Raw genomic sequence first — 26,444 nt, forward strand, 5'->3', positions numbered from 1 at the left:
GCTCGCGAGGCGGCCGACCGGAGCCGCCGGCCCCGCGGTGCAAGGAGGCATCCACGATGTCCAGCACCGTCAAGGACATGCTCGCCACCTACCCGGCCGACCTCGGCAACATCGACCAGGCCAAGATCACCCGCTGCATCGAGGAGTGCATCGCCTGCGCGCAGGCGTGTACCGCGTGCGCGGACGCCTGCCTGTCCGAGGGCATGGTGGGTGACCTGACCAAGTGCATCCGTACCGACATGGACTGCGCCGACATCTGCACCGCCACCGCTGCGGTCCTCTCGCGGCACACCGGCTACGACGCCAACATCACGGCGGCCATCCTTCGTGCGTGCGCCATGGCCTGCAAGGCGTGCGGCGACGAGTGCGCCAAGCACGCCGACATGCACGAGCACTGCCGTATCTGCGCCGAAGCCTGCCGAAGCTGCGAGCAGGCGTGCAACGAACTGTTCTCGGCCTTCGGCTGACGCCCGCACCGCCATCCATCCCGCCCGGCAGCCGAAATCCCGGCCGGCAGGTCGGGAGCCACGCACCCACTCGTCCGATTGAAAACACGCCTCTCGGGCGGTCCACGGCCGGCGTGCCGCTATGCTCCCCGGCATGGTTGTGGCCCGGGCGACTCGTAGCGCGCCGCGGTCCCGCTCTCGTGCAGCGGGCCCGTGGCGAGTGTGGGTGCTGGCCGCGCTTCTCCTGACCCTGATGTACACCCACGGTGTCAGCGCGGAGAGCGCCGCAGGCCATGCCCACCTCGGGGCGCCGACCAGTACAGCAGCCCTGAACGTTCCGGACCTGGGTTCCGCCGGGCACAGCCACGAGGCGCCCGACCCGCACTCCGGCCAGGGACACACCGAGCACCAGGATGCTCCGGAGCCCGATCACGCGGCTCACCAGTGTGTGTCCGGCCAGCCCCAACAGGGCGCTGCTCTGCCCGCCCCGTGCGAGGCCCTGACCATTCACGGGCCTCCGTACGCGTATGCGTCCGCCGCCGCCCGACCTGTCCCGGCCCTCCGGGCGTCTGCTCCCGTGCCGGACTCAGCGGTCCTACGGATCTAAGCCGTCACGCCCGCCGACAGGTCGACGCCTGTCGGGCATGCCCGTGAGCCAGCTACGCCAATGCACCAGCGGCGGCTCGGCCATGCCGTGCGATGCGCCTTGGCCAACCTGCGATGGTGCGAACGCCGTAGCGATGGCCGACTCACGTTGCGCCGTGCCCGACGGGTCTGATCTTCGGCCCCGTCCTGCCCGCCTGCCTCGTTCAGAGCCCCAGGCCCCACTGAACTTCCCTTGAAGGGTCCGTTTTGTCTACCTCGCCCAGTCTCGCCACGACGACCCCGCCCCCCGCCCCGGCGCAGCCGACCCGCAGCCAGCGCCGTTCCAACAGCAGACGGGAAAGCGCCTCCCTGCCGTGGCGCTACCTCGGCTACGTCGGCTACTACGTGGGGGCCGGCCTCATCAGCGGAGCCGTCGTCCACCACCCCATGGCCCCCGCCCGTTACTCGATGATCGCCGCGTCCGGCGTACTGGTCTTCCTGCTCGCGACCGTCCTCAACGACATCATCCTCGCGAAGGAGAGGCAGCCCCTGTCACGCGTCCTGCGCGTGCTCGGCACGTCGACGATGCTCTCCTTCGGCCTGGGCATGCTCAGCGGCGGCATGCAGCACTTCGCAGACCTCCCCGAACGCTGTGCCGTGCTGATACCGCTCGGCATCGTCCTGTCCTTCGTCGCCTTCTTCCTGAAGGAAGCCAAGAGGCCCTGGCGCCGCATCTTCAGCCTCATGGGTCTGGCCATCCTCGTCGTGACAGCCCTCACCTTCCTCGGCCTTCGCCATATCGCCCCCACCATGGCTCAGTCCGGAGGCGGACACAGCCACAGCGATGTCGAGCCCGAGAAGGGAAGTGACGAAGGCCAGCAGGGCAACCCCGGCAGCGACACCACTAAACCGACCTCCCAGCCCACCGCCTCTCCGAACGCCACCCACCCCAGCAAGGAACCCGGGCACGACGACGGACACCAGCACTGAGCCGACCCGCGTCCGCCGTTAGCAAGAAGTCAGACGACGCCGGGTCTGAGATCGCGGCCCGAGTGTCTGATCAGTCGTGACTGGATGATCTGCTGCCTGATGCGGCCCTGTCGAAGCCCACCCCTTGCCTGCGCGCAGGCCACGGCCTCAGGGAACAAGGAGCAGCCATTAGCGCTAACCGCCTGATCGTGAACGCGTGGCGGGGCCTGGTTAGGTAGTGACCTGGCTGCTTCTGGGGAGGAAGCGTCCGGTGCGGGCGGTGTATGCGGCGTACGCGGGGCCGTGCACGGCCATGAGGTAGGGCTCCTCGACGACGCGGACCTGGAGCTGGATGGCGGCGATCAGGCAGGCCAGGGCGACGAGGGTGAGCCAGTTCGGGATCATCAGGGCCAGGCCGACAGCGGTGACGGCCATGGCGGTGAAGACGGGGTTGCGCACGTGCGCGAACAGGCCGTCGGTGACCAGCGTGGTGCGTTCATCCGCATCCACGCCCACGCGCCAGGATGTCCCCATGTTCGTCTGCGCCGCCAGCGTGGCCGCCATCCCTGCCAGGGTGATCACCAGGCCGGTCCACTGCACGGCGGCGTGGGCGGCGGTGGGCAGTCCGGCGAGCGCGGCCACGGGAGCGGCGGTGCCCCCGAGCAGGGCGGCCACGAACAGCACGCCGGCCCACCAGGAGGCTTCGCCGGGACGGCCGGAGATGCCGCGGAAGCCCGCGTCGCCGGTGCGGCGGCGCTGCAGGGCGGCGCGGACACCGAACGCGAATCCTGCCCATCCCAGGTAGAGGGCGAGTGCCGTCCAGGCCCAGCCGCTCACCGCTTCTCCTGGGGTGCCGAGGTGCAGCAGGCGCAGCCGGGGCGGCAGCTGCCGCACGCGTCCGCCTCGGCCCCGGTGGACGGCATCACCGCGGCGGCGGGTGCGCAGCAGCCCTTGCCCTGCCAGGCGTCGCGGCCTTCCTTGACGGCGATGGCGGCGATGACAAGGGCGGCGATGGGGTCGGCCCAGGACCATCCGAGGGTGGCGTTGAGGACCAGGCCGACGAGGAGGACGGCGGAGAGGTACGTGCAGAGCAGGGTCTGCTTGGAGTCGGCGACCGCGCTGGCGGAGCCGAGTTCGCGTCCGGCCTTGCGCTGGACGACGGAGAGGAACGGCATGATCGCCAGTGACAGGGCGGCGATGACGATGCCGGGCAGGGAGCGTTCGGCCTCGCCGGTACCGGACAGCGCGCGGACGGCGTCGAAGGTGACGTACGCGGCGAGGGTGAAGAACGACACCGCGATGATCCGCAGGGTGCGCTGCTCGCGTGCTTCGCGGACGGCGTGGTCCCGGGCGGAGAACTGCCACGCGACCGCGGCGGCGGAGGAGACCTCGATGATCGAGTCGAGGCCGAAGCCGATCAGGGCGGTGGAGGAGGCGATCGTGCCGGCGGTGAGGGCGACGATCGCCTCGATCACGTTGTAGGTGATGGTGGCGGCGACCAGCAGGCGTATGCGCTTGGCGAGCGCTTCGCGGCGGGTCGGGGACGGCCCGAGGGATATCGATATCTCGGCGGTCATGGTCAGCAGCAGCCCTTGTCGGCGGCGTCCGGGCAGGTGCGGTCGGTCTCGACGGCAACTACGGCGGTGCGCAGGTCGTCCAGGGCGTGGCCGAGGCGTTCGTCGGCGAGCTCGTAGCGGGTGCGGCGGCCGTCGGGCATGGTGACGACCAGGCCGCAGTCCCGCAGGCACGCCAGATGGTTCGACAGCCGTGTGCGGGAGATCTCAAGAGTGTCGGCGAGGTCGGCCGGGTAGGCCGGGGCCTCGCGCAGAGCGAGCAGGATGCGGCAGCGGATCGGGTCGGCGAGCGCGCGGCCGAACCGGGCCAGCACCTCGATGTCGGAAGCAACAGTCAGCACACCATGACGATACAAGACATCCTGAATTCAGGAAATCCTGTATCGCCGTGGTCATCGGTGCGGCCCACCGCCGGGTACATCCGCGTGGTCGGCTAAGGCGTTCTTGGTCAGCAGCGGCAGGTCGGGGGCGAAGTCGCCGACCGTGGTGCCGTGGGTGTAGACGACCCGACCCTTGTCGCCGCCGGGGGTGAAGGCGATGACCTGGGTGCCGTGGCCGGAGGTGATGGTGCCGTCGTGGTGCTTGTTGGGGTCCTCCACCGAGACGCCGACGCTGAGCGTCCACGCGCGGCCGGGGAGCCGGTCGGTGGGGGTGCGGCTGGATCTCGTTGCGGTCGGACGGACGGACTCGACGCCTTGGCCCCGGCTCGGGTGCCGGTTCCTGACGTAGGGCTGCCGCAGGTGGTGCGCATACGGGGGAACGGTCATCATCACGATATCGGGCACCGTGCCGAGGGCCGACCGAGAGCTGGCAGACGATGGCGAACGCGACTCCGATGGACCGGCAGGCCGTGTACGAGGATTTCGAACGAGCCCGTCGCACCTTCCACCAACTGCTGGACTCCGCCTCCAAGGCGGACCTTGCCCGGCCTACCCGCGGTACCAAGTGGACCAACGGGCAGTTGCTGTGGCACATGCTCTTCGGCTTCATGGTCGTCCGGGCCCTGCTGGTCCTGGTCCGTGTCTTCGGGCGGCTTCCACGCGGTGCCAGCAAGGCGTTCGCCCGGCTCCTGAACGCGGGAACCGTCCCGTTCAACTGGGTCAATTACACGGGTCCACGAGGGGCCGTGAAGGTCTACGGGCCGCGCCGCATGGGCACCGCCTTCGACCGGGTCCTCCACTCCCTCCAGCGCCGGCTGGCCGCCGAGTCCGATGCCGACCTGGCCCGCGGTATGCACTACCCCGTCCGGTGGGACCCCTTCTTCAAGGACTTCATGACCCTCGCGGACATCTACCGGTACCCGACGCAGCACTTCGACTTCCACCACCGCCAGCTCACCCTGAGCGGCGGGGACGGGCGTCAACGGGAAGTCTGAGGTCGGGCGCGGAATGCGTTCCGGATCCCCGTGTGGGGGTCAGGTGCGGGGGTGTGTTTCGTACATGCGCACTGCGACGAGGAGGCCGGAGGCCGCGGTGAGGGCGGCGATGGCGTAGATGGCGGTGGTCAGGCCGTAGGCGTCGGCGAGTACGCCGGCGAGGAGGGCGCCGACGGCGAAGCCGCCGTCGCGCCAGAGGCGGTAGACGCCGACGGCGCGGGCGCGCCAGGCGGGGTGTGCGACGTCGCCGATGACGGCGAGCAGGGTGGGGTAGACGAGGGCGGTGCCGATGCCGAGGAGGATCTGGGCGGTGGCCCAGACGCCGAAGGTGGTGCCGGCGGCGACGAGGGCGATGGCGGCGGCCTGGAGCAGCATGCCTGCGGTGATGAGGTGTTTGCGGCCGATGTGGTCGGACCACCAGCCCGTCAGCATCTGGCCCGCGCCCCAGACGGCCGGGTAGAGGGCGGCGAGAACGCCGATCTGGGCGATGGACAGGCCGTGGGCGGCGAAGAGCAGGGGGAAGATGCCCCAGGCCAGGGCGTCGTTGAGGTTGTTGACTAGGCCGGCCTGGCTCGCGGCCGAGAGGGCCTTGTCGCGGAGGCTGGTCAGGCGGGCGATCTGGCCGGTGGTCAGTTCCCCGTCGTGTCCGCCGCTGGTGGGGTTGGCATGGCGGGCGGCTTCATAGCGGGCGTGGTCGCGGGTCTCGCGTACGGCGAAGACGGACAGGCCCAGCGCCAGGACGACGTAGGCGGCGCCGAGCAGGAACGGGGCGGGGCGCAGTCCGGCGTGTTCGGCGATGGCGCCGGTGGCCATGGCGGTCGCGGCGACGGCGCCGTATCCGGCGGCCTCGTTGAAGCCCATGGCGAGTCCCCGGCGTTCGGGGCCGGCCAGGTCGATCTTCATGATGACGGTGGTGGACCAGGTCAGGCCCTGGTTGATGCCGAGCAGGATGTTCGCGGCGATGATCCAGCCCCAGGTCGGGCCCCAGGCGAGCATCGCGGGTACGGGCAGGGCGATCAGCCATCCGGCGATCAGGACGGGCTTGCGGCCGTAGCGGTCCGACCAGGTCCCGGCGAAGAAGTTGGTGACGGCCTTGGTCGAGCCGAACGCCACGATGTAGGTGAGGGCGGCGGTGTAGGCGGACAGGTGGAAGACGTCGTCGGCGAGCAGTGGCAGGACGGTGCGTTCCTGGCCGAGCATTCCGCCGACGAGGGCGTTGACCGCGACGAGCAGGGCGAACTGGGGGAGGTTGGCCCGCAGTCCGAGCCGTATGTCGGAACTGGTCTCGCCGGGGGCGTGGGTGCTCACGCCCCCTCCTGGAGGGGGCGGCCGGTGGCCTTGGCCCAGTCGCCCGGGCCGCCGTCGAGGACGGCGAGATCCCGATGCCCTGCGCGCAGCAGGAGGCTGGCGGCCGTCATGGCGCGCTCGCCGTGGCCGCAGGCCACCACGGCACCGGTCGGAGCCTCGCCGGAGCGGACTGCGAGATCGCCGAGTTCGATGTGAACCGCGTCGGGGATGTGCCCCGCGAGGTGTTCCGCCCGCTGGCGGATGTCCAGGACGGGCCGGCCCTCCATGCGGTCGGCGGTGAGCAGTTCGATGCTCTGGCGCTGTCCTCCGGCGCTGGTCCAGGCGTCCATGCCGCCGTCGAGGTGCCCGGCCAGCCGCTCGTACCCGATCTTCAAGGCCTGCCAGGCGATCTCCGCGAGGTCCTGGCCGGGGGAGGTGACGAACACCAGCGGACTGTCGTCGGGCAGCAGCCAGCCCAGCCAGGTGGCGAACTGCCCGCGCAGCGGGTTCGAGATCGCGCCGGGTATGTGGCCTGCGGCGAAGTCGGCGACGGAGCGGACGTCGACGACCTGAGCGCCCTGGCCGAGGAGGCCCCGGACCTCGGCCACCGTGAGAGGGGCGAGCGTGGGTGCGGATCCGAGCACCGCGGGCCCGCGCCGGTTCACCTCACCCAGCTGGTCGAAGTACGCCGGGTAGGAACCGAGGCTCCCCAGCAGCTGCCGTACGAAGGCGTCCTCGTTCGGTGCGGCGAGCAGCGGGTTGGCCCGTCGTTGGTCACCGATGGTGGTGGTGCGCTCGGAGCCGGGAGGGGCGGAGCAGAACGAGCCCGCGCCGTGGGTGGGCCAGACCGCCGTGCTGTCCGGCAGCTCGACCAGGTGCCGCAGTGAGTGGTACTGGGCGCGGGCCAGCTCTTCGGCGCGGTCGGCGCCGAGGAGGTCGGTGCGCGCGGCCGAGCCGACGATCAGCGATCCGCCGGTGAAGACGCCCAGCTCACGGTCGCCGTCCAGCAGGAGGAAGGAGAGGTGTTCGTCCGTGTGGCCGGGGGTGGCCAGCGCCCGCAGGGTCAGCCCGCCGAGGTCGGTCTCGTCGCCGTCGCCCAGGCGCGTGTGCGGGAAGCCCCGGTGGCCGGCGGCGGAGGCCAGCACGGTCGCGTCGTCGTCGTGCGCGAGCTGGACGGCGCCGGAGAGGAAATCGGCGTGCAGGTGGGTGTCGGCCGCGTACGCCACCCGCAGGCGCCGACGCCCGGCAGCGGCCCGCAGGGCGCGCAGGTCCCGGCTCGCGTCTACCGCGAGGGCGCGTCCGTCGCCGAGGTCGACGAGGTAGGCGCTGTTTCCCAGCCCCTCGTCGACCAGCGGTATCAAGTGATCGTCGGCGAAGCCCATCAGGTCCTCCAGGTGACACGGTAGGGGCTCGGTGGTCCCAGCGCCCCTCCACAGATACAATATTCCATGGATCTATGGAGGATGCCATGGGAGATGCCGTACGCAAGTCGGCCCTGTACGACGCCTTCGCCCTCACGGGCAAGGCACTGAGCAGCGGGAAGCGCCTGGAACTGCTCGACCTGCTGGCGCAGGGCGAGCGCACGGTCGACGCGCTCGCCAAGGCGGCCGGACTGAACCTGACCACCGCCTCGGCACACCTGCAGACCCTCAAGCAGGCCGGACTCGTCGCCACCCGCCGCGAGGGCGTACGGATCCACTACCGCCTCGCCGGCGACGACGTCGCCGCCCTCTACGCCCTCCTGCGCCAGGTCGCCCGGACCCACCAGAGCGCCGTCGAACCGGCACGCACGGCGTACCTCGGCACGGACGCGGCGGAAGAGGTCGACCGCGACGAACTGCAGGCCCGAGCGCAAGCGGGCGAAATCGTCGTCCTCGACGTCCGCCCCGGAGTGGAGTACGCCGCGGGCCACATTCCCGGCGCGATCTCCATCCCGGTCGAAGAACTCGCCGAGCGCATCGCCGAACTACCGGACGACATCGAGGTCGTGGCGTACTGCCGCGGCGCCTACTGCGTCCTCGCCCACGACGCCGTACGCCTGCTCCACCGACACGGCCGCAAAGCCGTACGCCTCACCGACGGCATGCTGGAATGGCGCCTGGCCGACCTCCCCGTCGAGGCGAACGCCGCCTGACCCTGCGCCTGAACCGTCCGGCGAGTCACTCGCTCAGGGCAGGCGCCATCCGGCGGCGGACCGGCCTGCCTGTTGCTCCCTCAGTGGTGGCTGTGGCGGCCGTGGTGCAGAGGGCGCCCGTCCGGTGTGCCGTCGTCCTCCGGTACGGGGCGGCGGGCTGGTCCGAAGCCCCGAGGGACGCCCAGCGCTGATTACAACTTCGGCCGCATCCTCGCCGCGTACGGCGGGATCTTCGTGGCCGGATCCATCGCCTGGAGCATGGTCGCCGACGGCTACCGCCCCGACCGCTGGGACGTCATCGGCGCCCTGGTGTGTCTCGCAGGCATGGCCGTGATCATGTACGCGCCTCGCAGCCACTGATCACCGCGGCGCCAGGCGCCGGGCCACCCCCGGCGGCGGGGGTCAGCGCGGCTGCGGCATCTGCTCGCGCTGGCGGCGGCGCCCGTAGCGGGTCACCCCGCGCGGCTTGAACACCGACAGGGCGGCCGCCGTCAGGAGCACCAGCAGGGCGGCGGCCGCGTCCGCGATCAGCTGGATACGCATGCCCTCCAGCTCGCCGCCCGCGGGGGCGGCCCGGGCGGCCGCGTCCGCGAGGTGGCTGACCGGCTGCATGTGGACCAGCAGCAGAAGAGTCGCGGCCACGGTGATCAGCAGTTTCGCAATCACCCAGTAGTGCCGCAGCAGCCCCCACACCGTCCCGAGCGACTGCACCAGACCCGTCAGCAGGCAGGCGATGCTGAACGGGACAATCACGTACCAGCCCACCACGTCCATGGCCAGGTAGGCGCCCCGCACCGTCTGGGATGAGCTGCTGGTCAGGCCAGCGACGGCGAGGGCGAAGAACGCGGCGACCGCGCCCAGCCAGCCGACGGAGGAGGTGACGTGCAGTGTAAGCATCAGCTTGCGCAGCCGCGGCGGGAACGGGGTCACGGCGCGTGCCCCGCCATGCCGCCGCTGGCCAGGTGCACGATCACGAACACCACGACCAGAACGACAGCGATCGCCGCGGAGACCTTCACCCAGCGCGGCGCCCCCTCTCCATCGTCATCGTGGCGGTCCGGTGAGCCTGCCATGACGCCTCCACTCGCTTTTTCGAGACACTCTGTCTCTATCTAAAACCGAGTGTATGCCCTGTGGACGTCCGTATCCTGGGTGGGTGCCGAAGCTGTGGAACGAGACGATCGATGCGCATCGCGCCGCCGTGCGTGAGGCGATCCTGGACACCACCGCGAAGCTGGTGGCCCAGGGCGGCCTGCGGTCGGTGACCATGTCCCAGATCGCCGAGCAGACCGGCATCGGCCGCGCGACGCTCTACAAGTACTTCTCCGACGTCGAGGCCGTCCTGCTGGCCTGGCATGAGCGCCAGGTCACCGCCCACCTCCAGCAGCTCGCGGGCATCCGCGACCAGACCGGCACCGCCATGGAACGCCTGAAGGCGGTGCTGGAGGCGTACGCGGGCATCGCCCGGCAGCGGCACGGCGGCGAACTCGCCGCCCTCCTTCACCAGGGCGAGCACGTCTCGCATGCCGAGCGGCACCTGCACGGCATGCTCCAGCACCTCCTCGCCGAAGCAGCCGAAGCCGGTGATCTGCGCGACGACGTCCCACCGGCCGAACTCGCCCAGTACTGCCTTCACGCCCTGACCGCGGCGGCCGCCCTCACTTCCCAGACTGCGGTGGCCCGCCTCGTTACCGTCACCCTCGACGGCCTGCGCCCAATTCCCTAAGACCGACGGGAACCTCGACCCCAGCCACGACGGGCCAGCTCACCTCGACACAGAATGTGGACCATGGACACCTTCAAACCCTGTCCGCGACTTGGGCTCGTAGGCGATTCCCCCAGTAGGGCGGCTGGCATCGGCAAGCGCGGACAGTCCGCGCCAGCATCGGCTCCAGCGGCGGGGACAGAGTCACACCGGGCCCTTACCCACACAGATGTGACTGATTCCCAATGATTCTTGTCAACCCAGTGAGCCGTAAGGTGCGGCCCATGGAATCGTTGATCGCTGCCGTCCGCGAGCAGGACGAAGCTGCCCGTTTTCTCGCTTGGCCGGGTGACTTCGACCTGGACCGAGGCGACCATGTCGAAGAAGTCCACCTCGCTTCGGGGGCCGCACTCGAAGGTTTCGCCGGCGACGGCGCCGGGGGCACGTACTTCTTCTGCGGTGAAGGTGGCGAGGAACGTCCAATCCTCTATGCCGACTCCGAAGGAGGTGCGGCTCTGGTTGCGATCGGCCTTCCCGAGCTCCTGCGGCTGCTGCTGGTCGCCCCTTGGTGGCGCGACTGCCAGGCGTTCACGGACGAGGAGAGTCGCGAGCTCGCGGCCGAGTACCTGGAGGACATGCCGGATCTCGTGGCCAGGAGAGACCGTGCCGCGGCAGCCCTGGGCCTCGACCTGCCGGCCCAGGCAGAAGTCTTGGCCCGCTTGCGGGATGTAGCTGTTCGGATGGGTGAGAACTTCGTCCTCGTCTTCACCCCAGAGGGCCACCCCTACGAGCGTCTCATCAGGAATTGAGAGACATCGCGGCAGCAAGCACGCGCCGTTCCAGCCAACAGGAAGGCGTCTGATCGGGGCCGTTGGCCTGACCACAAGCGGTGACCAGCATGTGCTGGTCACCGCTTGTGCGTTTGGAGGCGAGGGAGGCCTCGTCGCCCGTGCGGGCCCGCAGGCCAGTACAGACACGGGACATGATCTGCGGCTCAGCCCCTGCGAACACCGTCGGCTCGCCCAGCGCGGGGTGGCACCGGCACGGGGGCGCGGTCACCTATCAGGGGCGCCGCACTACACTCGCAGCGCCGAAAGACGCGATGGAGCAGTGGAGTTGGACTGTCAGCGGGGTCTGGTATGCATGGAGCTGTGACGAGCCTCAGATCATGTGTGGAATATTCTGTGGCATAAAAACGTGTACTCTCTGGGGAGTTGAACTCGCCAGGGCTGGAGGTGGGCACATGCGCGACCAGAAGGGCTTGGTTGCGGATCCCGGGATGCTCACGCTGGCCCGTGACTCGCGCGGCTGGACACAGTCCGAACTTGCTGACGAGATGACACGTCTTGATGGCAGCCGCATCACCCAGGGGTATGTCAGCCGGGCTGAAGCCGGCCGCATCCCCGTCAGGAACGAGCGGGTGCACCTCTTCGCCGACGCCCTGCGCTACACCGCCGACACCCTGTGCCGCGCCACTGACACGGCCGGAACAGGCGTCGGACTGGTACACCACCGCAAGCGAGCCTCTCTGGGGGCGCCCGCCCTACGTCGGATCCATGCGACGTTGGCGCTCACCCGGCTCCAGGTCGACTCCTTGGCCCGGGCAACGGACCTTCATCGCAGCGACCGATTTCGGCGCGTGGAGGTCAACGACTTCGACACTCCCGCGGATGCGGCGGAGACGATGCGTGAGGAGTGGAACGTCCCCGCAGGACCCATCGAGGACATGGTCGCCCTGCTGGAAGATGCGGGCGCTCTGGTCGTAGTCCGGGATCTCTGCACCACCGAGCTCGACGCCGTGAGCCAGTGGCCCCCTGGCGGATATCCGTTGATCCTGCTCAACTCACACGCGCCAGGAGATCGTTCACGCTTCAGCCTGGCGCACGAGCTGGGTCATCTGGTGATGCACGGCGAGCCGGGAGAGGGGCGCGTGCAGGAAGACCAGGCCAACCGGTTCGCCGCCGAGTTCCTCATGCCCCACGACGCGGTCCTGCCCGAGCTGAAGCCAGGCATCGACGTGTCCCGTCTGCTGGACCTCAAGGCCCGGTGGGGGGTGTCCATGGCAGCTCTCCTCAGGCGGGCCATGGACTTGGGAGTCATCAGCGAATGGCAATACCGCACGCTCGTGGTCGAGTTGTCCGCCCTCGGCTACCGCACCAACGAGCCGACCACCATCCGGCGCGAAACCCCGCGCCACCTCGCTCAAGCCGTCACCCGGCTTGAGCAGCAGCTCCACCTCAGTCCGACCGAGACCGCCCACCTGGCTGGCCTGGGTCGCGAGGAGTTCCACGAGATCTACTTGTGCACTTCCTCTCCGTCCGGCCACAAGGACGTGCCGGACTCTTCTGCGAGGTGATTCATGAGCAACACCCCTTCCCCGAGGCGGCGACCACCCGCCCTGAAGACGCTCGACCACACCGTTGCCGCCGTGCCGCTCCTCCAGGGGCGGGTGCTGCTCCACGAGAACGCCGTCAATCTTCCGCGGCCGCGGCCCGCGCTCGATGACGACTTCAGCGGCGTCGTGATGACCGGAGCCAAAGCCGACGAGCGGGCCTTCCACCTTCGCAGCACGGTCGGCTACGAGGGCACCCTGCTGATCGACAGCGCCCCCTACACCACCTATGTCGCAACCGCGGACGAGCCGTTCATGGTGCCCACCGACGAGCTGTTCGCCTCAGTGGACACCTCGCTGGCCTTCCAGAAGGCACGCGGAGCGAGCGCGGCACTGACTCCGACCGGCTACATTCCGCCCGCGGACTCCAAGACACTCAAAGCAGTGATACGCGAGGCCAACAAGATCGAACGGGCCGATACCGTCGTGACGCTCCCGATCGACGTCACATGGCTCAACCGCGAGAACATCGGTCAACTCATCGCGGTCTGCACGAAGATCCGGCACCCGAAGGCCCTCGTCCTGTTCCGCCAGTTCGATCCGATGGAGCAGACGAAGGACATCCCCGCCAATCTGCGCCGCCTGCTGGCCGAGGTCGAACACGTGGCACTACTGCGGACCGACCTCGCTGCGCTTGATGCGATCGCGCACGGCGCCTTCTGCGCCGGCATCGGCGTGCAGAGTTCACTCCGCCACGCGATCCCGCCCGGCGAGAAGGCCCAGACCAACAAGGCCGGCCCCACCTACCCGAGCGTGCTGATGCCGGAACTCATATGCTTCAAGGGCGCCGAGTCCCTCTCCAGGTTGTACGGGAACGTGGATCCCGCAACCTGCTCCTGCGAGGAGTGCGACGGGCGTGGACTCGACCGCTTCTTCCTGCCGGACGGCGAAACCCGGCGCGAGGCCGACAATCACACCGTTCTCACGTGGAGCGACTGGGTCACCGAAATGGCCGGCTACCAGCCAGGCACCCCGCGTAAATCGTGGTGGCGCGACAAGTGTGCGGCCGCGATCGACCGCTACGCACTGGAGAACCAGCGCATCGGGCTGGGCGCCAGCCCCCGGTCCGGATTCCAGGCGCCCTCCCCGCTCAAAGCATGGGCGACACTCCCCGTCACCCCGTAACGAGCCGCGGGCCGGATGCTCAGGGGAGCTGGCGGTGGACGTCTTCCAGGAACTTCCAGCCGGCAACGGTGTGGCGTCTGCGCACGAAGGGCCGCGGCGGCACCACCACTTCCACCGAGTCCCCCCGAAGCGTGAGCAGGCCAATGCCGTAAAAGTCCGCGCGCAGCACAGCATCATCCTTGCGCCGCAATACGCCATCCACCACCACAGCGCGAGAACAGAACGGAGTAAATCGCTCTGCCTTCTCCATCGCCGACTCCCAGCTTCGGCCGGGCACGAACGCCATGTCGATATGGACAGGCTGCGCCGCTCGACGGGTGATCGACCCGTCCCTGCGGACCGCCGCGCCCTTCGGAAGCGACTTCAGCACCCGCCGCTCCCTCTCACTCAAGGAGCCGGCAGGAACCGGCTCGCCCAGGGGCAGCGACATGAGGAGATCCAGCACGTCAGGTCGCGTCAGCGGCGGCATCCCTTCAGCTGACCGCCGCTCCCGCTCAAGCGCGTCATGCCGATAGGCCACAACAGCTTCCGTCCCGAAGGCTTCGACAAGCGCGAGCTTCGCCTCGCGGGGCACGAGGTCGCAGGGAGCCAGCGCACCTGCGACGACATCCATCTGCTCTCGCGCCACGACCGACATGAACCAACCCGCTCTCGTCTCGAACTGACGCCCTCGCCTGCGGTGCGCCTGCACGCCCCTGCTTACCCTCAGGCACCCATCACCGGAAGCACGAGCGACTCACGCTCACGCGATCCATTCGCCAGTCCCCTCCCGGCCGCAGCCAGGCGGGATCGACCGCCTAACCGGCATTCCCCTGCCCGAGACACGGGAACGCCCCAGCACGAATGCCCAGGCTAATACGGTCGCTCGTACGCCCGGCGGCCACCTCCTCGGATGATCGCGAAACGGCCAGCACCCGTCACAGGCCGACCAACAAGCGTCCACGGCGGCCACCAACGAACGACTGCGAGCCTAGCCACCACAAGCGGCCATGCCTACATCTGTCCGAATCTTCATCGCCGTCTGCCAACCCCCGCCCTCTTCCACCCGCGCCAGGCGGAGTGCGACTGCGAGCATGCCCGTGAGGCGTTCGCACGATGGGGAGTTCAGGTGCCACGAGAGCTAAACGAACGGCAGCAACAGGTGCTGCAGTGGGTCGGTCGAGGCTGTCCTGACGGCGTGTGGGAGGGGAATGCGCACAAGCTCAGCTGCCAAGCCCTGCACAGCCGCGGACTCGTCAAAGTCTCCAGGCATCAGGGGCAGTGGTCCGTCGCCCTCACCAAGGCCGGCCAGCAATACCTGGACCACGGGTCCCATCTCCCCGATCAGCCTCGCAGCAGAGGCACGACGCCAGCTCCACGGCCTGGAATCCAGCTACCCGACGTGGCCAAGAGCGAGAAATCAGGGAACAAGGTGGTTACTCCCGTGCCACCGCAACGAACCACGTCCCTTCCACGGAAGAAGACCAAGACCGTCACGGAACAGCTCCTGGAAGAGCTCGCCGAAGCGGGCGGCCGCGTCGTCAAACGCGAAACCAGCGGTCGGGAGACCGAAAAGTGGCCGATCCGCGTTGCCGCAGCCCGCCGGTCCGGAAGAATCCCTACGACCAAGGAACTGCACTCCGGCTGGTGCAACGACGGATACGAGATCCGGCTCGTCGACACCCCGGCCTGGCGCTTGGCCGTACTACCACCCGTTCCCGTACCGGTACGGCTCACCACGCCACACCCTGTGGTCAAGGCTCTGCAGGCGCACTCCCAGCCCATGGCGCTGACGAAATCGGTGCAGGGCAGAGCCTTCCGCCTCATCCACGCATTGCTCATCGCAGCGCAAAAACTGGGGTATACCAGCACGTTCGGCACAGCCGAGAGTGCACCCGCCCCACATCGTCGGCGAAACGGCCCGCCCCACTTCACCATCACGGCCCAGGGTCAGCGATGCGATTTCCTCGTCCTACAGGAACAAGACCGCACCGAACACGTGCCCACGAAAAAGGAACTCGCGGACGCGGAGAAGAACTCCTGGGTCAGGATTCCTCGGTACGACCACTCCCCCGCTGAACGCCTGAGGATCTGTGTCAGTGGCGGGCGGCCACACAGGGCCGGCGAGTGGGCCGATACGACCGCACGCCCCCTTGAGGACCAGCTCGCCGAAATGGTGCAGGAAGTAGGACTTCGAGGCGAGGCCGCCGAACGCAAACGACTGGCCGACCTGGAGGCGGCACGGGAAAAGCGGCTGCAGTGGGAAGCCGCGATGCAACGGGCAAAGATCGACTTCGCCGAGGCGGCCCGAGTCCAGCACCTCGAAGCGCAGGAACAAGCATGGCGCCGTGCAGCGGGCCTGTCCGAGTACGTCGACGCCCTCCGCCTCCACTCACAGACCTTGGCGACCGGACCGGAGAAGGACGGAGCCGAGGCATGGATCGCCTGGGCCACCGACCACGTGGAGCGCCTGAACCCGCTCAACGGGACGCTCCGCCTGCCCGACATTCCCGAACCCCGCGCCAGCGACCTACAGCCGTTCCTGCACGGATGGAACCCCTACGGTCCCGGCTACTAGCCGCGCCCCCCTCGAATTGTCACAGAGTGTTATCGAAGAGAGGAGGTGGACGCGGGGCAGACACCAACCAACTCGGTCGCCCACGACCGGGAAGGGCGCCTCCCGCAGCAAGATCACAATCTGCTGCGGGAGTGCGCCCCTACACGCCTGACGGCTCGTCAGGCATGGCCGACGGCGTGCGTCAAACGAGCGTCACGAGCGTCAAATCAGCGTCAAGATATCGCCCGTAACGCCCACAGCGCACATAATGCACACTGCCCTAACCCGCAGGTCAGAGGCCCTTTCCAACGGGCTCAAGGATCGCGACACACTCGACATGCTGGGTCATCGGGAAGAGGTCGAAGGCGCGCAGGGTGCGGACCTTGTAGCCCGCCTCCTGGAAGTAGGCCAGGTCTCGGGCGAGGGCCGCCGGGTCGCAGGCCACGTAGGCGATGCGGCGCGGGGTGAGGCCGGCGACCTGGCGGACCGTCTGCTTGCCCGCGCCCGCGCGGGGCGGGTCCAGGACGACCAGGTCGCACTCGGTGATGCCGGTCTTCGGGAGGATCTGCTCGACCTTGCCCTGCTCGATGCGGACGCGGGGGAAGTCCGTGAGGTTGTGGCGGGCGTCCTCGACCGCGCGCTTCGTGGACTCGATGCCCAGGACCGCGCCGGTCTCGCCGAGGCGCTCCGCGAGGGCGCCCGCGAAGATGCCGACGCCGCAGTAGAGGTCGAGGGCCATCTCGCCCTTGCGCGGCATCAGGCCCTGCATGACGGCCTTGATCAGGGTGTCCGCGGCCTGCGGGTGGACCTGCCAGAAGCCGCCCATGCCGACGCGGTACGTACGGCCGTCCGCGCGCTCGCGCACGAAGGGGCGGCCGTGGACGCGGTGGACTCCGCCGTCCTTCTCCTCGACGCGCAGGACCGAGACCGGCTTGTCGAGCTCGACCAGGGGCAGGCGGCCGCCCGGGCGGGGGGTCAGGACGACCTGGCGGTCACCGGAGCCCGTGGCGGCGATGGCCTCGACGGTGGCCATCTGGGGCCAGTCCTGCTGCTCGATGCCGAGCTCGCTGACGCCGGGCGCCGCGATCATGCAGTGCTCGATCGGCTCGATGTCGTGCGAGCGGTGCTTGCGCAGGCCGACGACGCCGTCCTCGTCGATGGCGTACTGCACGCGGGTGCGCCACTGCGGGACCTGGCCCGCGGGCACCTTGTCGCCCTCGGCCGGCATGACCGTACCGTCCCAGCCGGCCTGCTCCGGGGTGAGCCCGGCGAGCCGCAGCAGCTGCTCGGCGATGACCTCGCCCTTGAGCCGGCGCTGGGCGCCCGGCTTGGCGTGCTGCCAGTCGCAGCCGCCGCACTTGCCGGGGCCGGCGTACGGGCAGGGGGCCGGGGTGCGGTCCTTGGAGGGGTCGAGGATCGTGATGGCGTCGGCGCGCAGGAAGCGGGAGTCCGCGTCGCCCTCCGTCACGCGCGCGATGATCTTCTCGCCGGGCAGCGTGTGCCGGACGAACAGGACGCGGCCCTCGGCGGTCCGGGCGATGCAGTGCCCGCCGTGCGCGACGGGGCCGACCTCGACCTCGTACTCCTCCCCGACCAGTGACTGCTTCTCGTTCTGCTCGCTCGTCATGGTGGGGAGACTCCAAGGAGATGTGGATCAGAAGATCAGAATCGAAAAGGAACGGCCGGACGACCGACCCACCAGTTTACGTGGATCTCGTCCGGCCGTTCGCCAACCCGATGCGCGGGCCGTGGACCTACTTGCCCGCCGGGTCCTTCGGACGCGCGCGCGGGGTGTCGACCGGCCCGCGGCGCACCGCGCCCGGGGCGTTCCACTCCGCGCGCTTCTTCGCCCGCTTCTTCGCCAGCTCCGAGGACTCCAGCTGGTAGGGCACCGAGGTGACCATCACACCGGGGGTGAAGAGCAGTCGGCCCTTGAGGCGCAGCGCGCTCTGGTTGTGCAGCAGGTGCTCGTACCAGCGTCCGACCACGTACTCGGGGATGTACACGCTGACGGCGTCGCGCGGGTTCTCGCTGCGCAGGCCCTTCACGTACTCCACGACCGGGCGGGTGATCTCGCGGTACGGGGAGTCGAGGATCTTGAGCGGAACGTTGATGCCGCGCCGCTCCCACTCCTCGCGCAGGGCCTTGGTCTCGACCGGGTCGACGCTGATGCTGAGCGCCTCCAGCCGGTCCGAGCGGGTCAGCTTGGCGAAGGCCAGGGCCCGCAGGGTGGGCTTGTGGACCTTGGAGACCAGGACGATGGAGTGGACCCGCGAGGGGCGCACGCTGTCGTCGCTCGGGCCCTCGGCGGCGGAGATCTCCTCGGCGACCCGGTCGTAGTGCTTGCGGATCGCGGACATCGTTCCGTAGAAGATGACCATGCCGAGCAGGGCGACCCAGGCGCCGTGGGTGAACTTGGTGGCCAGGACGACCACCAGCACCATGCCGGTGAAGAAGGCGCCGAAGGTGTTGATCGCCCGGGACCGGTGCATCCGGCGGCGCGCGGCCGGGTCGCGCTCGGCGCGCAGGTGGCGGTTCCAGTGCCGGACCATGCCGATCTGGCTCAGCGTGAAGGAGACGAAGACGCCGACGATGTAGAGCTGGATCAGCTTCGTCGAGTCCGCGTCGTAGATCCACACCAGCAGCATCGCGGCGCCCGCAAGGAGCACGATGCCGTTGGAGAAGGCGAGGCGGTCGCCGCGGGTGTGCAGCTGGCGCGGCAGGTAGCGGTCCTGGGCGAGGATCGAGCCGAGCAGCGGGAAGCCGTTGTACGCGGTGTTCGCGGCGAGGAACAGGACCAGCGCGGTGGCCGCGGCGAGCACGATGAACAGGAAGCTGCCGTTGCCGAAGACGGCCTCGGCGACCTGGGAGATGACCGGGTGCTGGACGAAGCCGGCGCCGACCGGCGTGCCGTTCTCGAGCAGGTCGACGGCCGGGTTCTCGGCCATCTTGACGTCGGTCGCCATGGCCAGGCCGATGATCCCGCAGAACATGGTGACGGCCAGCAGGCCCATGAGGGCGAGGGTGGTGGCCGCGTTCTTGCTCTTGGGCTTGCGGAAGGCGGGTACGCCGTTGCTGATGGCCTCGACGCCGGTGAGGGCGGCGCAGCCGGAGGAGAAGGCCCGCAGCAACAGGAAGACCAGGGCGAATCCGGCCAGTCCCTGGTGTTCGGGTTTGATCTCCAGGCCGGCCGTGGGGGCCTCCATGGTGTCGCCCATGACGATGCCGCGCCAGGCACCCCACCCGATCATGACGAAAACGGCGCCCACGAAAACATAGGTCGGGATGGCGAAGAGCTTCCCGGATTCCTTCATGCCCCGCAGATTCATCAGCGTGAGCAGCACAATCATGATCATCGCGGAGAGCACTTTGTGCTCGATGACGAAATCGACGGCGGAGCCGAGATTCTCGACCCCCGAGGAGATCGACACGGCGACCGTGAGGACGTAGTCGACGAGCAGGGCGCTCGCGACGGTGAGACCGGCCTTGGGCCCGAGGTTGGTGTTGGCGACCTCGTAGTCACCGCCGCCGCTGGGGTAGGCGTGGACGTTCTGCCGGTAGGAGGCGACCACGGTGAACATCAGCACGACGACCGCGACCGCGATCCATGGGCTGAAGTGGTACGCCGACACGCCCGCGATCGACAGGACCAGCAGAACCTCGCCGGGGGCATATGCCACCGAGGAGAGCGGGTCGGACGCGAACACGGGGAGGGCGATCCGCTTGGGAAGGAGGGTTTCCCCGAGGCGGTCGCTGCGTAGCGCCCGGCCGATCAGGATCCGTTTGGGCACGTCGGTCAGTTTGGACACGCAGAGGATCGTAAGCGTTCGAAATCGGCCTGACGAACCCCCCACCCCTAAGGAACGGGAAGTCGCACCTCATCCAGGGCAAAGGAGGGCCGCGTCCAGGGCAAAGGAGGGCCGCCGACTACACGCCGACCACACGCCGACCGCACGCCGACCGTACAAACGGGCACACTGGTGACCGCCCGTGTGTAGCTTGGGCCATGGTCTGAGACCCTGTTAAGCCAGAGCAGCAATGAGGCTGGAACCCAGCGAGCCGCTGACAGCCGGAAGGACGGCCGTGCACATCGTCATTATGGGCTGCGGAAGAGTGGGCTCCGCCCTCGCGCAGACCCTGGAACAGCAGGGGCATACGGTCGCGGTCATCGACCAGGACCCCACCGCATTCCGCCGGCTGGGAGCCGGATTCGGCGGCCGTCGCGTCACCGGGGTCGGCTTCGACCAGGACACGCTGCGCGAGGCCGGCATCGAGGACGCGGGCGCCTTCGCCGCGGTCAGCAGTGGTGACAATTCCAACATCATCGCCGCCCGGGTGGCCCGTGAGATGTTCGGCGTCGAGAACGTCGCCGCCCGCATCTACGACCCCAAGCGCGCCGAGGTCTACCAGCGCCTGGGCATCCCCACCGTCGCCACCGTCCGCTGGACGGCCGACCAGATGCTCCGCCGGCTGCTGCCGTCGGGCGCCGAGCCGCTGTGGCGGGACCCGAGCGGCGGTGTCCAGCTCGCGGAGGTGCACACCTCCACCGCTTGGATCGGCCAGAAGGTCAGCCGGCTTCAGGAGGAGACCGGCGTCCGCGTCGCCTTCCTCACCCGGCTGGGCGAGGCCATGCTGCCGACATCGGCGACCGTCCTCCAGGAGGGCGACCTCGTCCACGTGATGATGCGGACGGACGAGATCGACAAGGTGGAGGCAGCCTTCGCCGAGGGTCCTGAGGAGGCACACGCATGAGGGTCGCGATCGCCGGAGCCGGCGCGGTGGGCCGTTCCATCGCGGGCGAGCTCCTGGAGAACGGCCACGAGGTGCTCCTCGTGGACAAGGCCCCGACCGCCATCTCGGTGGAGCGGGTGCCGCAGGCCGAGTGGCTGCTGGCCGACGCCTGCGAGATCACCTCGCTCGACGAGGCGGCGCTCCAGCGCTGCAACGTGGTCATCGCCGCGACCGGCGACGACAAGGTCAACCTGGTCGTCTCCCTCCTCGCCAAGACCGAGTACGGGGTGCCCCGGGTCGTGGCGCGGGTGAACAACCCGAAGAACGAGTGGCTCTTCAACGAGTCCTGGGGCGTCGACGTCGCCGTTTCCACGCCGCGCCTGATGTCGGCGCTGGTCGAGGAAGCCGTCAGCGTCGGCGACCTGGTCCGGCTGCTGCGCTTCAGCCACGGCGACGCGAACCTCGTCGAGCTGACCCTGCCCGCCGACTCCCAGGTCGCGGGCAAGCAGATCAGCGAGATCACCTGGCCCGAGGACACCTCGCTGGTCACGATCATCCGGGGCAACCGGGTGCTCACGCCGCACGGCGAGGAGACCCTGGAGCCGGGCGACGAGCTCCTCTTCGTGGCCGCCCAGGCCCGCGAGGAGCAGCTGGAGGACCTCCTCCAGGCCGCGGACTGACCCGCGGTCCCGCTGAACGCCGAAGGGGCGGCTGACCACCACGGTCAGCCGCCCCTTCGCACGCTCTGCCTACGAGGCTGCGGGCCGGCAGCCATCCGGCCGGCCGGTGCAATCCGGCGCCGGCCAAAATCCAGCCCCGCCCGGGGGGCACCTCCCAGCGCTAGCTGGGGGAGTTTGAGGCGCGGGGCCCGGGCGCAGCCCGCTCCCACCCCGCGCAGCGAGCAGGCGCACGCAGCGGCGTACGGCTCAGGCTCCCGGGCCCCCCGCGGCCTTCTCCGCCTTCGCGGCGGCCTTCGCGGCCTTCTCCGCCTCCTCCTCGGCCTCCCACTCCGCGATCACGTTGATCGGCGGCGGCGCCTGCGCCAGGAAGAGCCAGGTGAAGTACACCGCGAGCACCATCGGCGGCAGCTTCAGCGCGATCAGCACCCAGCCGAGCTGCGTCGCGTCGCCCCACCAGTACAGCGGGAAGAGGATCGCGTACTTCGCGAGGAAGATCAGGCCCCAGGCGAGGCTGGCCTTGACGTACGCCTTCTTGCGCCCGGGGTTGCGCGTGCGCCAGGACAGGTTCTCCTTGAAGACCGGTCCCAGGATCACGCCGAGCAGCGGGAAGCCCACCAGCGCGGAGAGCGTGAAGGCCACGCCCAGGCCGGCGCCGTAGATCATGCCGGGCAGGTAGAAGCCCTTCGCGCTGCCCGTGAACAGGGCGAAGGCCACGCCCACGCCCACGCCGAAGACGCCGCTGGAGGCGTGCTTGACGGTGTCCTTGCGCAGCAGTCGCACGACCACCAGCAGGACCGCGACCGCGCCCGCCGCGATGGCGGACAGCTTCACGTCCTTGTTGATCGTGTAGATCATCACGAAGAGCAGACCGGGGAGCATCGTCTCCACGGTGCCCCGGATGCCGCCGAAGGCGTCGAAGAGGGCCGCCTGCGTGACGGCCTTCTGGTCCTCGGAGGGCTCGGCGGCGGGGTCCACGCCGTGCGTGGTCGGTTTGTCGAGTGACGTCACCGTCAGTGCTCCTGTCCGAGCGGTCGGAGTTCGTACTTCGGGTTGAAGAGCACCCGACGGCCGTGGCTCATCGAGATCCGCCCGGAGGCGATCATGCGACGGCCGGGTTCGATTCCCACGATCGAGCGACGTCCGAGCCAGACGACGTCCAGCGCGGCCGAGCCGTCGAACAGCTCGGCCTCCAGGGCGGGGACGCCCGCGCGCGGCCGCAGGGTGACGGTCCGCAGGGTCCCGGTCACCTTCACTATCTGACGGTCGTGGCAGTCGCAGATCCGCGTGCACCCCGCGGCTTCTGCGTCCTCCTGCAGTTCAGCCGAATGCAGCTCCTCCTGCGAGGTGGACAGCCGCTCTATCATCCGGCGGAACCTGCCCGCAGGCCTGGCGGGCTTCGCCGGCTTCGCGGGCTTCTCGGGACGCGGTTCAGCACTCATACAGGAAGCGTACCGGCGCCCCCACTACCTCTCGAAGCGGTATCCCATGCCCGGTTCGGTGATGAAGTGCCTCGGGTGCGAGGGGTCGGCCTCCAGCTTGCGCCGCAGCTGCGCCATGTAGACCCGCAGGTAGTTGGTCTCGGTCCCGTACGAGGGCCCCCAGACCTCCTGGAGGAGCTGCTTCTGGCTGACCAGTTTGCCGCCGTTGCGCACCAGCACCTCCAGCAGGTGCCACTCGGTGGGCGTGAGGCGTACGTCGCGTCCGGCGCGCACCGCCTTCTTCGCCGCGAGGTCCACCGTGAAGGTCTCGGTCTCGACGACCACCTCGTCCTCACCGGCCCCGGCGCCCGGCTCGGCCCGCCGGACGGCGGCGCGCAGCCGGGCGAGCAGCTCGTCCATGCCGAAGGGCTTGGTGACGTAGTCGTCGGCGCCCGCGTCCAGGGCCTCGACCTTCTCGTCGGAGCTGTGCCGGGCGGAGAGCACCAGGATCGGGACCCGGGTCCAGCCGCGCAGCCCCTTGATCACCTCGACCCCGTCCATGTCGGGCAGGCCGAGGTCCAGGACGACCACGTCGGGGTGGCGGGCGGCCGCCAGTTCCAGGGCGCTCGCCCCGTCGGCGGCCGCGTCGACCTCGTACTTGCGTGCCTTCAGGTTGATCACGAGGGCCCGGACGATCTGGGGTTCGTCGTCCACCACGAGCACCCGGGTCATTGAGGTCCTGCCTTCTGTCGTGTCTGTCGTGTCTGTCGTATCGAATCGAGATCGGAATCCGCCGGGAGTCCCCCGGCCCCGCCCGGCTCCGGTCCCCCGGTCCCGCCGGGCGCGCTGCGCCCCTCGCCGTCCACGCTCACGGCGAGCGCCGGGCGCCCGCCGGTCGCCGCGCGCAGCGTCAGCACCATCGTGAGCCCGCCCCCGGGGGTGTCCTCGGCCTCCAGGGTGCCGTCCATGGCCTCGGCGAAGCCGCGCGCGACGGCCAGGCCGAGCCCGACCCCGGCGCCGCGGGGCGCGTCCCCGTGCCGCTGGAAGGGGGCGAAGATCCGGTCCTTGGCCTCGTCGGGCACGCCCGGCCCGCGGTCCACGACCCGTACCTCGACCCGGTCGCCGAGGAAGCTGGCCGCCACCAGCACCTGCTCCCCGGGCGGGCTGTACTTCACCGCGTTCTCCACCACGTTGGCCACGGTCCGCTCCAGCAGCCCGGGGTCCACGGCCACCATGGGCAGGGTCTCCGGGACGTCGAGCAGCACGCTGCCCTCGGGTACGCCGCCCAGCGCCATCGGGACCACCTCGTCGAGGTCGATCTCGCGGATCAGCGGGGTCACGGTGCCGGTCTGGAGCCGTGACATGTCGAGCAGGTTGCCCACGAGGTGGTCGAGCCGGTCGGCGCCGTCCTCGATGCCCTCCAGCAGCTCGGCGCGGTCCTCCTCGGACCATTCCACGTCGTCGGAGCGCAGGGAGCTGACGGAGGCCTTGATGGAGGCCAGGGGCGTACGGAGGTCATGGCTGACGGCGGCCAGCAGCGCGGTCCGGATCCGGTTGCCCTCGGCCATCCGACGGGCCTCCTCCGCCTCCCCGACCAGCCGCTGCCGGTCCAGCACGACGGCGGCCTGGGCCGCGAAGGCGCCGAGCACGCGGCGGTCCTCGGCGGGCAGCACCCGCCCGGACAGGGCCAGCGCCATGTGGTCGCCGATCGGCATGTCCACGTCCGCGTCCTCGGGGCGGGCGACCGGGTTCGGGCCGACGCTGCCCGCCGGCCGCCAGGGCTCGACGTCGCTCTCGCGCTCGAGGAGCGCCACCGACTCCATGGCGAAGGTCTCGCGGACCCGTTCCAGCAGCGCGTCCAGGGTGGTCTCGCCGCGCAGCACGCTGCCGGCGAGGAAGGAGAGGATCTCGGACTCGGCGCGCAGCCGGGCGGCCTGGTGGGTGCGGCGGGCGGCGGCGTCGACGACGGAGGCCACGGAGCCGGCGACGCCGAAGAAGACCACGATGGCCACGAAGTTCTTGGGGTCCGAGATGGTGAAGCGGTGGAGGGGCGGGGCGAAGTAGTAGTTCAGCAGCAGGGAGCCGACGGCGGCCGAGGCCAGCGCCGGCCAGAGCCCGCCGAGCAGGGCGGCGCCCACGGTCAGGGCCAGGAACAGCAGCATCTCGTTGGCGAGGCCGGGGTCGTTGTCGATGTGCGTCAGCAGGGTCGCGAGCGCCAGCGGCAGGGCCACCCCGACCACCCAGCCGGCCAGCAGCCGGGTCCGGCCGAGCCGGGCCGCCGAGCGGGCCACGGGCCGCAGGCCGCGGCCCTTGGCGACCTCCTCGTGCGTGACGATGTGCACGTCGAGGTCGGGTCCCGAGTCCCGGGCGACGGTGGCGCCGACCCCGGGGCCGAACACGTACCGCCAGGAGCGGTGGCGGCTGGAGCCGAGCACGATCTGGGTGGCGTTGACCCCGCGGGCGAATTCGAGGAGCGCCTCGGGGACGTTGTCTCCGATGACGTGGTGAAACGTTCCGCCGAGGTCCTCGACCAGCGTCCGCTGGACCGCGAGCTCCTTGGGCGAGGCCGCGGTCAGCCCGTCGCTGCGGGCGATGTAGACAGCCAGGATCTCGCTGCCGGAGCCCTTGGCCGCCACCCTGGAGGCGCGCCGGATGAGGGTGCGCCCCTCGGGCCCCCCGGTGAGGCCCACGACGATCCGCTCGCGCGCCTGCCAGGTGGAGCGGATGTTGTGCTCGCCCCGGTACTGCTGGAGGTACTCGTCGGCCCGGTCCGCGACCCAGAGCAGCGCGAGCTCGCGCAGCGCGGTCAGGTTGCCGGGGCGGAAGTAGTTGGACAGGGCCGCGTCGACCTTGTCGGACTTGTAGATGTTGCCGTGCGCCATGCGGCGGCGCAGGGCCTGCGGGGACATGTCGACCAGCTCGATCTGGTCGGCCCGCCGGACCACCTCGTCGGGGACGGTCTCCCGCTGCCGCACGCCGGTGATCGACTCCACCACGTCGCCCAGGGACTCCAGGTGCTGGATGTTGACCGTGGAGATCACGTCGATCCCGGCCCGCAGCAGCTCCTCCACGTCCTGCCAGCGCTTGGCGTTGCGCGAGCCCGGCACGTTGGTGTGCGCGAGTTCGTCCACCAGGGCTATGGCGGGCTTGCGGGCCAGCAGGGAGTCCACGTCCATCTCGGTGAAGGCGGCGCCCCGGTACACGAGCTCCTTGCGCTCCACCTGCTCCAGGCCGTGCAGCATGACCTCGGTGCGCGGCCGCCCGTGGTGCTCGACGAAGCCCACGACGCAGTCGGTGCCCCGCTCCACCCGGCGGTGGCCCTCCGAGAGCATGGCGTACGTCTTGCCCACGCCGGGGGCCGAGCCGAGATAGATCCTGAGCTTGCCGCGTCCCATGCGGCCATTCTCCGGGACGTCCGCCCCGTTCACGCGCCGATGACCTGCCGCGGACGGATCTCTGACGGTTCCCTGACGCCCCCGGGCTCGGG

At 69.8% G+C, this 26,444-nt stretch carries 26 protein-coding genes and 1 pseudogene; 12 read left to right on the forward strand and 15 right to left on the reverse strand.

The window, feature by feature from the left end; all coding sequences use genetic code 11:
- Positions 1 to 56 precede the first annotated feature (56 nt).
- Together OG730_RS11185 and OG730_RS11190 are read left to right on the forward strand one after the other, a co-directional pair.
- Positions 57 to 467, forward strand: a complete 411-nt coding sequence (locus tag OG730_RS11185; RefSeq protein WP_327304107.1) for a four-helix bundle copper-binding protein — start codon at positions 57 to 59, stop codon at positions 465 to 467.
- Positions 468 to 1,298: 831 nt separating this feature from the next.
- Positions 1,299 to 2,021, forward strand: coding sequence for a hypothetical protein (locus tag OG730_RS11190; protein ID WP_327304108.1), 723 nt, complete (start codon positions 1,299 to 1,301; stop codon positions 2,019 to 2,021).
- A gap of 210 nt (positions 2,022 to 2,231) precedes the next feature.
- Here the strand turns inward: OG730_RS11190 and OG730_RS11195 are convergent, their stop codons facing one another.
- From OG730_RS11195 to OG730_RS11210, 4 genes are read right to left on the reverse strand one after another with little or no spacing between them, the layout of a single operon-like run.
- Positions 2,232 to 2,837 carry a methyltransferase family protein gene (locus OG730_RS11195; protein ID WP_327304109.1) on the reverse strand — a complete coding sequence of 202 codons (606 nt, stop codon included), beginning with the start codon at positions 2,835 to 2,837 and terminating at the stop codon, positions 2,232 to 2,234.
- The gene (locus OG730_RS11200; protein WP_327304110.1) at positions 2,834 to 3,577 is read right to left on the reverse strand and encodes a cation efflux transmembrane domain-containing protein; all 744 of its coding nucleotides are present in this window, start codon (positions 3,575 to 3,577) and stop codon (positions 2,834 to 2,836) included. Before OG730_RS11200 ends, OG730_RS11195 begins: the two co-directional genes overlap by 4 nt.
- A gap of 2 nt (positions 3,578 to 3,579) precedes the next feature.
- Complete coding sequence (locus OG730_RS11205; RefSeq protein WP_327304111.1) at positions 3,580 to 3,915, reverse strand: ArsR/SmtB family transcription factor; 336 nt, start codon at positions 3,913 to 3,915, stop codon at positions 3,580 to 3,582.
- Between the two features lie 51 nt (positions 3,916 to 3,966).
- The gene (locus OG730_RS11210) at positions 3,967 to 4,359 is read right to left on the reverse strand and encodes a hypothetical protein (protein ID WP_327304112.1); all 393 of its coding nucleotides are present in this window, start codon (positions 4,357 to 4,359) and stop codon (positions 3,967 to 3,969) included.
- 32 nt (positions 4,360 to 4,391) lie between these two features.
- On the opposite strand from OG730_RS11210, the gene OG730_RS11215 reads away from it, so the two are divergent.
- A complete protein-coding gene (locus OG730_RS11215) occupies positions 4,392 to 4,949 on the forward strand; it encodes a DinB family protein (protein ID WP_327304113.1) in 558 nt (185 codons plus the stop codon).
- A gap of 39 nt (positions 4,950 to 4,988) precedes the next feature.
- On the opposite strand, the gene OG730_RS11220 is transcribed toward OG730_RS11215, so the two are convergent.
- Positions 4,989 to 6,257, reverse strand: a complete 1,269-nt coding sequence (locus tag OG730_RS11220; protein ID WP_327304114.1) for an MFS transporter — start codon at positions 6,255 to 6,257, stop codon at positions 4,989 to 4,991.
- A complete protein-coding gene (locus OG730_RS11225; RefSeq protein ID WP_327304115.1) occupies positions 6,254 to 7,618 on the reverse strand; it encodes an MBL fold metallo-hydrolase in 1,365 nt (454 codons plus the stop codon). Before OG730_RS11225 ends, OG730_RS11220 begins: the two co-directional genes overlap by 4 nt.
- 86 nt (positions 7,619 to 7,704) lie before the next feature.
- On the opposite strand from OG730_RS11225, the gene OG730_RS11230 reads away from it, so the two are divergent.
- Both OG730_RS11230 and OG730_RS11235 read left to right on the forward strand, forming a co-directional pair.
- On the forward strand, positions 7,705 to 8,370 hold the full coding sequence (locus OG730_RS11230) for an ArsR/SmtB family transcription factor (RefSeq protein WP_327304116.1): 666 nt from the start codon (positions 7,705 to 7,707) through the stop codon (positions 8,368 to 8,370).
- Between the two features lie 189 nt (positions 8,371 to 8,559).
- Positions 8,560 to 8,730, forward strand: a pseudogene (locus OG730_RS11235) (YnfA family protein); the annotation flags it as partial.
- 42 nt (positions 8,731 to 8,772) lie between these two features.
- On the opposite strand, the gene OG730_RS11240 reads toward OG730_RS11235, so the two are convergent.
- Positions 8,773 to 9,300 carry a hypothetical protein gene (locus tag OG730_RS11240; RefSeq protein ID WP_327304117.1) on the reverse strand — a complete coding sequence of 176 codons (528 nt, stop codon included), beginning with the start codon at positions 9,298 to 9,300 and terminating at the stop codon, positions 8,773 to 8,775.
- Positions 9,297 to 9,443, reverse strand: coding sequence for a hypothetical protein (locus OG730_RS11245; RefSeq protein WP_327304118.1), 147 nt, complete (start codon positions 9,441 to 9,443; stop codon positions 9,297 to 9,299). The genes OG730_RS11240 and OG730_RS11245 overlap by 4 nt, the downstream gene beginning before the upstream one ends.
- A gap of 83 nt (positions 9,444 to 9,526) precedes the next feature.
- On the opposite strand from OG730_RS11245, the gene OG730_RS11250 reads away from it, so the two are divergent.
- The 4 genes from OG730_RS11250 to OG730_RS11265 all read left to right on the forward strand — a co-directional run bounded on the left by OG730_RS11250 (position 9,527) and on the right by OG730_RS11265 (position 13,592).
- Positions 9,527 to 10,096, forward strand: a complete 570-nt coding sequence (locus OG730_RS11250) for a TetR/AcrR family transcriptional regulator (RefSeq protein ID WP_327304119.1) — start codon at positions 9,527 to 9,529, stop codon at positions 10,094 to 10,096.
- Between the two features lie 263 nt (positions 10,097 to 10,359).
- Entirely contained in the window at positions 10,360 to 10,884 is a 525-nt protein-coding gene (locus tag OG730_RS11255) for a hypothetical protein (protein ID WP_327304120.1), read from the forward strand.
- Positions 10,885 to 11,318: 434 nt separating this feature from the next.
- Positions 11,319 to 12,431 (forward strand): XRE family transcriptional regulator, encoded by a 1,113-nt coding sequence (locus tag OG730_RS11260; protein ID WP_327304121.1) that lies wholly within the window; start codon positions 11,319 to 11,321, stop codon positions 12,429 to 12,431.
- A gap of 3 nt (positions 12,432 to 12,434) precedes the next feature.
- Positions 12,435 to 13,592, forward strand: a complete 1,158-nt coding sequence (locus OG730_RS11265; protein ID WP_327304122.1) for a hypothetical protein — start codon at positions 12,435 to 12,437, stop codon at positions 13,590 to 13,592.
- A gap of 19 nt (positions 13,593 to 13,611) precedes the next feature.
- Here OG730_RS11265 and OG730_RS11270 read toward each other — a convergent pair whose 3' ends face one another.
- Positions 13,612 to 14,229 (reverse strand): hypothetical protein, encoded by a 618-nt coding sequence (locus OG730_RS11270; RefSeq protein ID WP_327304123.1) that lies wholly within the window; start codon positions 14,227 to 14,229, stop codon positions 13,612 to 13,614.
- 744 nt (positions 14,230 to 14,973) lie between these two features.
- Between OG730_RS11270 and OG730_RS11275 the strand changes: the two genes are divergently transcribed.
- Positions 14,974 to 16,149: a hypothetical protein gene (locus OG730_RS11275; RefSeq protein ID WP_327304124.1), complete on the forward strand. Its 1,176-nt coding sequence runs from the start codon at positions 14,974 to 14,976 to the stop codon at positions 16,147 to 16,149.
- Between the two features lie 271 nt (positions 16,150 to 16,420).
- Here the strand turns inward: OG730_RS11275 and OG730_RS11280 are convergent, their stop codons facing one another.
- Together OG730_RS11280 and OG730_RS11285 are read right to left on the reverse strand one after the other, a co-directional pair.
- Positions 16,421 to 17,755, reverse strand: coding sequence for a class I SAM-dependent RNA methyltransferase (locus OG730_RS11280; RefSeq protein WP_327304125.1), 1,335 nt, complete (start codon positions 17,753 to 17,755; stop codon positions 16,421 to 16,423).
- 127 nt (positions 17,756 to 17,882) lie between these two features.
- Positions 17,883 to 19,937, reverse strand: a complete 2,055-nt coding sequence (locus OG730_RS11285; RefSeq protein WP_327304126.1) for an APC family permease — start codon at positions 19,935 to 19,937, stop codon at positions 17,883 to 17,885.
- 274 nt (positions 19,938 to 20,211) lie between these two features.
- Between OG730_RS11285 and OG730_RS11290 the strand changes: the two genes are divergently transcribed.
- Both OG730_RS11290 and OG730_RS11295 read left to right on the forward strand, forming a co-directional pair.
- Complete coding sequence (locus tag OG730_RS11290; RefSeq protein ID WP_274549945.1) at positions 20,212 to 20,880, forward strand: potassium channel family protein; 669 nt, start codon at positions 20,212 to 20,214, stop codon at positions 20,878 to 20,880.
- Positions 20,877 to 21,539, forward strand: a complete 663-nt coding sequence (locus tag OG730_RS11295; protein WP_214953432.1) for a potassium channel family protein — start codon at positions 20,877 to 20,879, stop codon at positions 21,537 to 21,539. The genes OG730_RS11290 and OG730_RS11295 overlap by 4 nt, the downstream gene beginning before the upstream one ends.
- A 246-nt stretch (positions 21,540 to 21,785) precedes the next feature.
- On the opposite strand, the gene OG730_RS11300 is transcribed toward OG730_RS11295, so the two are convergent.
- The 4 genes from OG730_RS11300 to OG730_RS11315 are packed head-to-tail and all read right to left on the reverse strand — an operon-like array spanning position 21,786 to position 26,352.
- Positions 21,786 to 22,547 (reverse strand): DUF3159 domain-containing protein, encoded by a 762-nt coding sequence (locus OG730_RS11300; protein ID WP_327304127.1) that lies wholly within the window; start codon positions 22,545 to 22,547, stop codon positions 21,786 to 21,788.
- Positions 22,548 to 22,549: 2 nt separating this feature from the next.
- Positions 22,550 to 22,978, reverse strand: coding sequence for an OB-fold nucleic acid binding domain-containing protein (locus OG730_RS11305; RefSeq protein WP_112451269.1), 429 nt, complete (start codon positions 22,976 to 22,978; stop codon positions 22,550 to 22,552).
- 24 nt (positions 22,979 to 23,002) lie between these two features.
- Positions 23,003 to 23,689, reverse strand: a complete 687-nt coding sequence (locus OG730_RS11310; protein ID WP_250742929.1) for a response regulator — start codon at positions 23,687 to 23,689, stop codon at positions 23,003 to 23,005.
- On the reverse strand, positions 23,686 to 26,352 hold the full coding sequence (locus tag OG730_RS11315) for a DUF4118 domain-containing protein (protein WP_327304128.1): 2,667 nt from the start codon (positions 26,350 to 26,352) through the stop codon (positions 23,686 to 23,688). Before OG730_RS11315 ends, OG730_RS11310 begins: the two co-directional genes overlap by 4 nt.
- Positions 26,353 to 26,444 lie beyond the last annotated feature (92 nt).

It is taken from the genome of Streptomyces sp. NBC_01298, assembly GCF_035978755.1.
Taxonomy (GTDB): Bacteria; Actinomycetota; Actinomycetes; order Streptomycetales; family Streptomycetaceae; genus Streptomyces.